This window comes from Lactobacillus sp., from assembly GCF_051873315.1.
GTDB lineage: Bacteria > Bacillota > Bacilli > Lactobacillales > Lactobacillaceae > Lactobacillus.
The window spans coordinates 20,190-27,199 of sequence record NZ_JBJEES010000108.1; the positions used below are offsets into that span (position 1 = coordinate 20,190).

Genomic DNA, 7,010 nt, shown 5'->3' on the forward strand with positions numbered 1-7,010 from the left:
ATAGAAATAGTGAAAAATAAAACGGACAGGTATCACCTGTCCGCATATATCTTTTGTCTTAATTCAAATTGACAAAGCTGTTGAAGCGCATGTACTTGTAGTGAACCCGCATGCTGGAGACTTCAAATGGCGTTCCGTCATCCAAAAAGAAGATCCCGTCCATCACGCCGACTGGCTCAGTTGCCTTGAGCTGCAACTCTTCTTGGTCTTCTTTGCTTGATGGGGAAACCGTAATAGTCAAATAGGACCTGGTGACCGCTTTGTTTTGCGCGTCTTCCAAGTAGTTGAACAAGGACCCCTGCAGAATCTCTTCTTTAAGCTCCGGCAGGATCTTGATCGGCACGAAGCCTTCTTCAATCAAAAAGGGCTGGCCATCCAAAAGGCGGAGGCGCTTAAACTGGTAAACGAAGTCATTTTCACTCAAGAAGAGGTCCTGGGCCGTTTCAGGACTGGCCTTGACCACTTTAAATTCCAGCAGCTTGATCCCCTGCTTCTTGCCTGGAACCAAAAAGCTGTCCGTAAGGCCCAGGTTGGACCCTTCATAGCGAAACATCGCCTGGTTCTTTAGGTACAAAGGATTGATAAAAGTCCCGCTGCCCCGCTTCTTAAACACAATGCCCTGCTGGGCAAGGAGTTCCAGGGCCCGCTTCATCGACGACCGGCTGACCTGGTACTGTTCGGCCAGGCTGCGCTCGTCGGGCAGCCGCATCCCCTCATATTCGCCCGCTAAAATCCGGCGCTTGATGTCATGCATGACCGTCTTGTAAACATAATCAGCCATTCAGTTCACCTACTTTGCCTGGGCAATCGCAGCCAGGAACCAGTCTTTGAAGGCCTGGCGGTCAACCTTGACCGCGATCTTGGCATTGGCCTTTTGCCCAAAGAAGCCATCAAAGTCCATGACTGAAGCCCCATAAGTGTATGGGCCCTTGGTGTCTACCGCCACGTATGCTTCCTTGACTTCAAACAGGTCTGGCGCCAGCAGCATGGCCGCCGTCAAGGCGTCATAGATCCGCTTGCCCTTGTCCGCGTCAGCATCGTTTAATTCGTATTGAGAGTTAAGGCCGTAGATCATTTCCCCGACCCGGCCCAAAGCCTTGATTTCTTCCAGGCTGGCCGCGTCAACGAAGGCCTGGTTGCCGACTTCCAGAGGAGCCACATAGATATCCAGGCCCTTGGCGCCTAAGTCAAAGACGATCTTAGCTGCTTCCGGGTCCCCGGAAACGTTGTATTCGTCGTAAGGACCGTAGTTGCCCCGGCCCAAGGCCCCGCCCATGATGTAAAGGCGGTCGATCTTGTCCAAGTCTTCCGGATATTGGCGGAAGTAAAGGGCAAAGTCCGTAGCTGGCCCGATCTGCATCAAGGTCACCTTTTCTGAACTTTGACTGACTACTTCGTGGATCTTGGTAGCGGCCAGGCCCTCTACCAAAAGGCTCCGGTCAGCTTCCGGGAAGTCAAAGCCGTCCATCCCGCTTGCCCCGTGCACTTCAGAAGCATCGATGGCTTCCTTGACCAAAGGCAGCTTGGCCCCAGCCACAACCGGCACCTTGGTGCCCAGGAAGGCTTGCAGGCGCAGGGTGTTGTTCAAGGTCTTCTCCAAAGAAACGTTGCCCCAGGTTGGCACGATCATCTTTACGTCCAGTTCCTTGGCGAACAGGGCGATCGTTAAGCAGACCGCGTCGTCGATCCCGGGATCAGTTGAAATAATTAAGGGTTTCTTGTTCATTAATCGTTCTCCATTTTTCAGAATAGCTTTATTCTATCATTTCGCCCGGCAAATAAAAAGAAAAGAAGCGGTTGCTTCTTTTCTAAAAAATTTTCTTAGCGGCTGCGGACTTCGATCTCCCCGTTGTCACGGGCAATAATGACCTGATCGCAGATGTTCAAAAAGAGCCCGTGCTCAACTACCCCGACCGTGTGATCCAGGTAATCAGCCAGACCGCTTGGCACCGGAATCCGGTCCAGCTTGAGGTCCAGAATATAGTTGCCGTAGTGGGTCTTAAGGCGCTGGCCGTCAGCTTCTAAGCGGAATTCCGGCTTAAGGCCTTCGTCTTCCAGGCGCTTTTCTACCTGCATGCAGGAGATTGGCAAAACTTCTACTGGCAAGGCAAAGCCGCTGAGGTGGTCAACGACCTTGCTTTCATCCACGATCCAGACATTCTTCTTGGAGTTGACGGCCACGTTCTTTTCCAAGGTCAAGGCTGCCCCGCCTCCCTTGATCCCGTTTAACTGGCTGTCCACCCTGTCTGCCCCGTCAACCGTCAGGTCGACCTGGTCAACTTCGCTGAGGGGGCTGACCGTAAAGCCGTAGCCTTCTAACTGCTTTTGGCTGCGGCTGGAAGTGGTCACGACCGCCTTGAGAGTCAAGCCGGCTTCTTTTTTCTTGCCCAGTTCATCAATGAAAAACTTCACCGTTGACCCAGTGCCAACGCCCAAAACCATGCCGTCTTCCACCAAGGCAGCTGCCTTCTTGGCAGCAGCCTTTTTCAATTCATCTTGCTTTGCTTGGTCCATTTTTTGCCTCCGCTATTTTTCCAAAATGCTTGTCAGTTCAGCTACCTGCTTAGCCACTGAGTCACGGCCGAAGATATAAGAGCCAGCGACAAAGACATCAGCTCCGGCATCTTTGGCAAGCTTAGCCGTCTGATCATTAATCCCGCCATCTACTTCGATTGGAAGATCTGGCAGAATTGCCCGGGCGGCCTTGATCCGCTCTGGCGCTTCTTCCATAAACTTCTGCCCACCAAAGCCCGGGTAAACCGTCATCAAAAGAACTTGGTCAACCTTGTCAATGCAACGCTCCAGCACCTTGATATCAGTGTCCGGGCTAAGGACTAACCCGCGGGAGACGCCCTGCTCCTTTAAGTAGTCCAACCAGTGGTCAATTCTGTTTGGATAGTCAGCTTCATAGTGAATTTCAATCAAGTCGCTGCCTGCTTTGACAAAAGCCGGCAAAAGGTCGGGCAGGTTGTTGCTCATCAAGTGCACTTCCGCGGTCAAGTCCGGGAACTGCTTTTTAAAATCACTCACCAGCTGGGGGCCATATGACAAGTTAGGCACGAAATGCCCGTCCATCACGTCGATGTGGAAGCGGCGGATTCCGCTGTCGGCTGCTTCTTGAATCTGCTGGCCCAAGTGCAGGTTGTCGGCGTTGAGAATTGATGGTGCAATAATCATTTCTTCACCCATCCTTTACTCAGCTAAAGCAGCTGCAACGCTGGCCCGGTCCGGAATTGACGGCTGAGCCCCCATCTTCTGTACGGCCAAAGATGAGGCCCGGTTGGCAAAGCGGGCTGCCTCATGCAGGTTGCTGAAGTCGCTGGCCAATTCCCCAGCCAAAAAGCCTAAGAAGGTGTCGCCAGCCGCCGTCGTGTCCACCGCCTTGACCTTGAAGGCTGGTACTAAGCCCGTAAAGACTGGAGAAGACAGGTAGGCCCCCTTGCTGCCGTAGGTGATGATCACATGCTCAACGCCTAATTCATGCAGCTTGGCCGCGTTTTTTTCCAAATCAGCCTCTTCTGCAACTGGCAAAGAAGTCAAAAGAGCACTTTCCGTTTCGTTTGGCGTAATCAAGTCAGTCACGGCTAAAAGATCAGCTGGCAGGTCCTTGATAGCGGGAGCCGGGTTCAAAATAGTCACCTTGTCAGCCGCCTTGGCCAGCTTGAAGGCAGCGGTAGTTGCTTCAAGCGGGGTTTCCAGCTGGGCGATGACGCAGTCAGCTCCTTCAATGACGTCTTTAGCCGCCAAAATATCAGCTTCAGTCAAACTGTAGTTGGCCCCGTGGTCGATGATGATGTCGTTTTGCCCTTCCGCGTTCAAAGTGATGTAGGCATGGCCTGTCTTAACGCCTTCCGTGGCCAAAACATAGTCAGTCTTGACCCCGTAGCCGGCCAGTTGCTCCTTCATCCAGCTTCCGTATGAGTCTTCGCCGACTCTAGAGATGAAGATGGTCTCAGCCCCGCTCTTAGCGGCCGCGACTGCCTGGTTGGCCCCCTTGCCGCCGCCAGCCTCGCTGACCTTGTTGGCGTTGATAGTTTCGCCTGGCTTTGGGAAGTTTTCTACATGCAGGGTCGTGTCCACGTTGCTGGACCCGATTACTACGATTTTTTTCATAGCATTTTCTCCTTAACTTTAATTCCTAAGTCAATTATAACTATTCCCGCTCTTTTAAAAAAGCGCTTTAGTTGACCAGCTGGTAGGCAATCTTGAAGCGGCTGAGATTATAGCGGTCATACAGATCAGCCAGGACAACGTTAAAGTTCTGGATCCTGGTATTTGGGTCTGGATTCTTTGAATCAAAACGCTCTGCCAAAGAAGCTAAGGCCTGGCTTCTGACCGCCTCGTAGTCGCTCAGCTGGTCCACCCGGCCGCGCAAGTCCCGGCAAAGGGCGCTGAGGGTGAAGTCTGACTCCGCCGCTAAAAAATTCAGCTGGCTGTCAAAGACTAACTTGTAACGGTAAGCCTTCCGGCCGGGGAAGTCCTGGGAATTGAACAAGTCCAGATACAAGACCAGTTTCTGCTTTTCCAGGCTGGCCAGGTCCTTACCTTGACTGAGGCACTTAAACTTCAGAAAGTTGACAAAATAGTCGTAAAAGTCCCCGTAAAAATCTTCTTCAAAGCGTTCGATACTTGGATCTTCCGCCAGCAGCTGCTTTTCCAGTACTTCTTCAATCGTCATTTGCATGGCTCCTCTTCTAATTTTTTCTTGCCTTCTGCTACGTTTACAGTCATCTAAGAAAAATTATACCCGGGCTGCTGCTTGAAATATAGTTCCAATTTTCTAACAAAAAAGCGCGTCAACTGACGCGCCTTTTTGATCAACTGTTTTATGGATTTAACTTAATGTAGATGCATAAGCCGGCAACTAAGAGTAAAAAGCCAACACAGGACAGAAAAATCACCTTTTGCCAGCCTTTGGCCAGGTGGTCACTTGCAAAGGAAAACAGCCACCAAGCTAATGTTGCAACGGCTGACATCCACAAATTGTGCTGGCCGCTCGCAAGATCAATAATCATGAATACTGCCACTAAAAGTACCGGTGGGAGCAGGTACCAAGTCAACTTTTTACTCATTCAAATCCCTCCCTAATTAAAAATTCTTTCATTACAGCTCCTCCATATCATTTTTATTAAAAAATAATAACGGCAAAATGTGAAGACGTCAACCCTTTAGTTACAAAAAAGCGCGTCAACTGACGCGCCTTTTTGATCAACTGTTTTATTGTTCTTGATCATCTTTTGACTTTTTGTCTTGCTCATTGAAGTCTTGCAAAAAGCTGTGGTTAAACAATTCTTCCTTAATCTGTTCCATCCGCTGCTCTGACTGCTTCTGCCAGTCCGTCTGCAGGTTCCGGTGATACCTCAAGTAATTGGCCATTCGCCCGGTCCGGCTCAAAAAAGCCTGCTGCATTTTGCTGGAATCCAGGAAACGCTGGTCAACTTCTTTTTCCAGCAAATTCCCTTGGTCGTCAAAGCGGTAGCCGCCCCACATGTGCTGTTTGATGGGGTTCATGGGCAGGCTGTCAACGTAGTGCAGCTTGCCAACCATCCGCTTGCTGGCCGTATAACCCAAAGTCACCGGATCATAGATGTCAACATAGCTGTTGATTTTGCCCCGCAGCTGGGCCACCAGCCGCCGCTCTTTATGAGTCAAAAGCCGCCAGATATTGGTGCCTTCATAAAGATATGCTCCGGCAATCCGGTCAGGAAAACGGCAATTTGCCAAGGCGTATTCAGCATTGATCGCCCCCAGGGAATGCCCGTAGATGTAGAAACGCCCATCTGGAAACTCCTCCAGCCAGCGGTTAAGATAGCGGCTGGCCGTTATCAAAGCGCTGGGCACCTGCCGTTGATCCGTCAGCATGGCCAGAAAAATCGGCCAGTTGGTCTTCAGCCACTCATCACGCCAGGTAGTCGCGTTGCCTTTTTTAAAGCCATAAGAGCCCTTAAACAAGACTGTGATCTCATTTCCGTTTTCGATCAAAAAAGCCTGCATCCCGTCCTTGGCATAAACGTCCCGGGTTAATTGCCCGATCGTCTTACCGGCGACTTTGACTGTCTCGCCCACGTTCAGCGCCTCATAAGACAGCTTGGTCAGTTCAACCCGGTCCCGGTCGGTCAATTCTTCATTGATCATTCTTCGTCTTCCTCGCCTTGCAGGTACTTGGCAAAGCGGGCATAATCGGCTTCCATTTGGTCGGCATACTTGACGGCCCACTGAGCCAGACCGGTGTCCAGCTCTTTTTGCTTATGAACATAGCCATAGATCATCGGTGCCGTCGGGCTTTGATAGTGGGCAACGGCCAAAATGAAGGAGCACATCTGACAATAGGCGGAAAAGCTTTCCTGGTCCAGCTTGAGCGGGTCAATCGAGTCTTTCATATCCCGGAACTGGCGGACGTAAAAGCTTCTGCCGCCAGCTTCCATGGCCCCTAAGAAAGGATCATGGTAGGTCTGCAGAACCCGCTGGGCAGTGATGATTCGCTTGCCTTCGCCCTTGCCTTGAGCCTGGCTTTCTTCAACCGTCAAGGCCGACAGGTTGTAGCGAAGCGGCAGGGCTTCTTTAATCTGCAAGACCAGGTGGCTGCCATCCTTGCCGGTGAGCAGGGCCAGGTAGCAGCGGGTTCCCCAGCTGCCGACGCCCACGCTGTAGCGAATGATGTCAGTCACTTCATAATTGATCAAAAGGACACGGACATCGTCATTTACGCTCTTCTGGTACTCTTCCAGACCAGCCAAAAGCTCGTCATAGATTTTTTGAGTGACATGCCGGGCCCGGGGCGGATTGTCCTTGAAGCGCAGGCGCCCGTCTTCCGTCTTTTCCGTGAACTTCTTGACCACAGCATCAGAATTGTTCTTCGGTGCCCGGTTAGCCACCTTCAAAAGAACCCGCTTCATTTGTTCGTTATCCGTCATTTGGCCTAAAAGGTCATCAACGCTGTAAGACAAGTTGAAACGGTCAAGCAGAGTCAAGGAATTAGCGTACTTGATTCCCCGCCGGTAAGCGTGGAC

9 protein-coding genes are annotated in these 7,010 nt (G+C 51.3%); all 9 read right to left on the minus strand.

From position 1 onward, the window contains the following. Positions 1–58: 58 nt before the first annotated feature. The gene (locus tag ACI32D_RS06345; protein WP_439775759.1) at positions 59–781 is read right to left on the minus strand and encodes a GntR family transcriptional regulator; all 723 of its coding nucleotides are present in this window, start codon (positions 779–781) and stop codon (positions 59–61) included. 9 nt (positions 782–790) lie between these two features. Continuing rightward, entirely contained in the window at positions 791–1,726 is a 936-nt protein-coding gene (locus tag ACI32D_RS06350) for a nucleoside hydrolase (RefSeq protein WP_439775760.1), read from the minus strand. Between the two features lie 95 nt (positions 1,727–1,821). Beyond that, the gene (gene rpiA / locus ACI32D_RS06355; protein ID WP_439775761.1) at positions 1,822–2,514 is read right to left on the minus strand and encodes a ribose-5-phosphate isomerase RpiA; all 693 of its coding nucleotides are present in this window, start codon (positions 2,512–2,514) and stop codon (positions 1,822–1,824) included. Between the two features lie 12 nt (positions 2,515–2,526). Then, positions 2,527–3,177: a ribulose-phosphate 3-epimerase gene (rpe, locus tag ACI32D_RS06360; RefSeq protein WP_439775762.1), complete on the minus strand. Its 651-nt coding sequence runs from the start codon at positions 3,175–3,177 to the stop codon at positions 2,527–2,529. Between the two features lie 15 nt (positions 3,178–3,192). After that, positions 3,193–4,113 carry a ribokinase gene (gene rbsK / locus ACI32D_RS06365; RefSeq protein WP_439775763.1) on the minus strand — a complete coding sequence of 307 codons (921 nt, stop codon included), beginning with the start codon at positions 4,111–4,113 and terminating at the stop codon, positions 3,193–3,195. Positions 4,114–4,180: 67 nt separating this feature from the next. Next, positions 4,181–4,678 (minus strand): hypothetical protein, encoded by a 498-nt coding sequence (locus ACI32D_RS06370; protein ID WP_439775764.1) that lies wholly within the window; start codon positions 4,676–4,678, stop codon positions 4,181–4,183. Between the two features lie 148 nt (positions 4,679–4,826). After that, positions 4,827–5,072: a hypothetical protein gene (locus ACI32D_RS06375; protein ID WP_439775765.1), complete on the minus strand. Its 246-nt coding sequence runs from the start codon at positions 5,070–5,072 to the stop codon at positions 4,827–4,829. 145 nt (positions 5,073–5,217) lie between these two features. After that, a complete protein-coding gene (locus ACI32D_RS06380) occupies positions 5,218–6,135 on the minus strand; it encodes a hypothetical protein (protein ID WP_439775766.1) in 918 nt (305 codons plus the stop codon). Then, a partial coding sequence (locus ACI32D_RS06385) for a DUF2252 family protein (protein ID WP_439775767.1) occupies positions 6,132–7,010 on the minus strand: 879 nt, incomplete at its 5' end. The genes ACI32D_RS06385 and ACI32D_RS06380, both read right to left, overlap by 4 nt.

Bases quoted from the DNA above. Each gene is read 5' to 3' on its own strand.
- ACI32D_RS06375 (WP_439775765.1), bottom strand. From the start codon at position 5,072: ATGAGTAAAAAGTTGACTTGGTACCTGCTCCCACCGGTACTTTTAGTG.
- ACI32D_RS06345 (WP_439775759.1), bottom strand. From the start codon at position 781: ATGGCTGATTATGTTTACAAGACGGTCATGCATGACATCAAGCGCCGG.
- rpe (WP_439775762.1), bottom strand. From the start codon at position 3,177: ATGATTATTGCACCATCAATTCTCAACGCCGACAACCTGCACTTGGGC.
- rbsK (WP_439775763.1), bottom strand. From the start codon at position 4,113: ATGAAAAAAATCGTAGTAATCGGGTCCAGCAACGTGGACACGACCCTG.
- ACI32D_RS06370 (WP_439775764.1), bottom strand. From the start codon at position 4,678: ATGACGATTGAAGAAGTACTGGAAAAGCAGCTGCTGGCGGAAGATCCA.
- ACI32D_RS06380 (WP_439775766.1), bottom strand. From the start codon at position 6,135: ATGATCAATGAAGAATTGACCGACCGGGACCGGGTTGAACTGACCAAG.
- ACI32D_RS06350 (WP_439775760.1), bottom strand. From the start codon at position 1,726: ATGAACAAGAAACCCTTAATTATTTCAACTGATCCCGGGATCGACGAC.
- rpiA (WP_439775761.1), bottom strand. From the start codon at position 2,514: ATGGACCAAGCAAAGCAAGATGAATTGAAAAAGGCTGCTGCCAAGAAG.